Raw genomic sequence first — 344 nt, forward strand, 5'->3', positions numbered from 1 at the left:
GCCATTATTTATTGGCATCCGCACCGGTGGCGTCTGGATAGCGGAGCGCCTGCACCAGCAACTGCAGCCATCAGAGCCACTTTACAGCCTGGATATCAGCTTTTATCGGGATGATTTCACTCACCACGGTTTACATCCCGAAGTCAAAGGCTCGGAATTACCCGATACCATCGAAGACCGCCACGTTATTCTGATCGACGACGTTATCATGAGCGGCCGCACTGTACGGGCCGCCATCAACGAGCTGTTTTACTACGGCCGTCCGGCCAGCATTACCCTGGTTGCCCTGTTTGATATCGGTCGGCGCGAGCTGCCTATTCAGCCCGATGTGTACGCAGCCCGTT

The 344-nt window shown here is 55.5% G+C and carries 1 protein-coding gene; it reads left to right on the forward strand.

The genetic code is table 11. The features are described from left to right. Positions 1-344, forward strand: a 344-nt coding sequence (pyrR, locus tag Q4563_RS17620) for a bifunctional pyr operon transcriptional regulator/uracil phosphoribosyltransferase PyrR (protein ID WP_303605422.1), incomplete at both ends; no start/stop codon positions are given.

Source organism: Gilvimarinus sp. 1_MG-2023 (genome assembly GCF_030548285.1).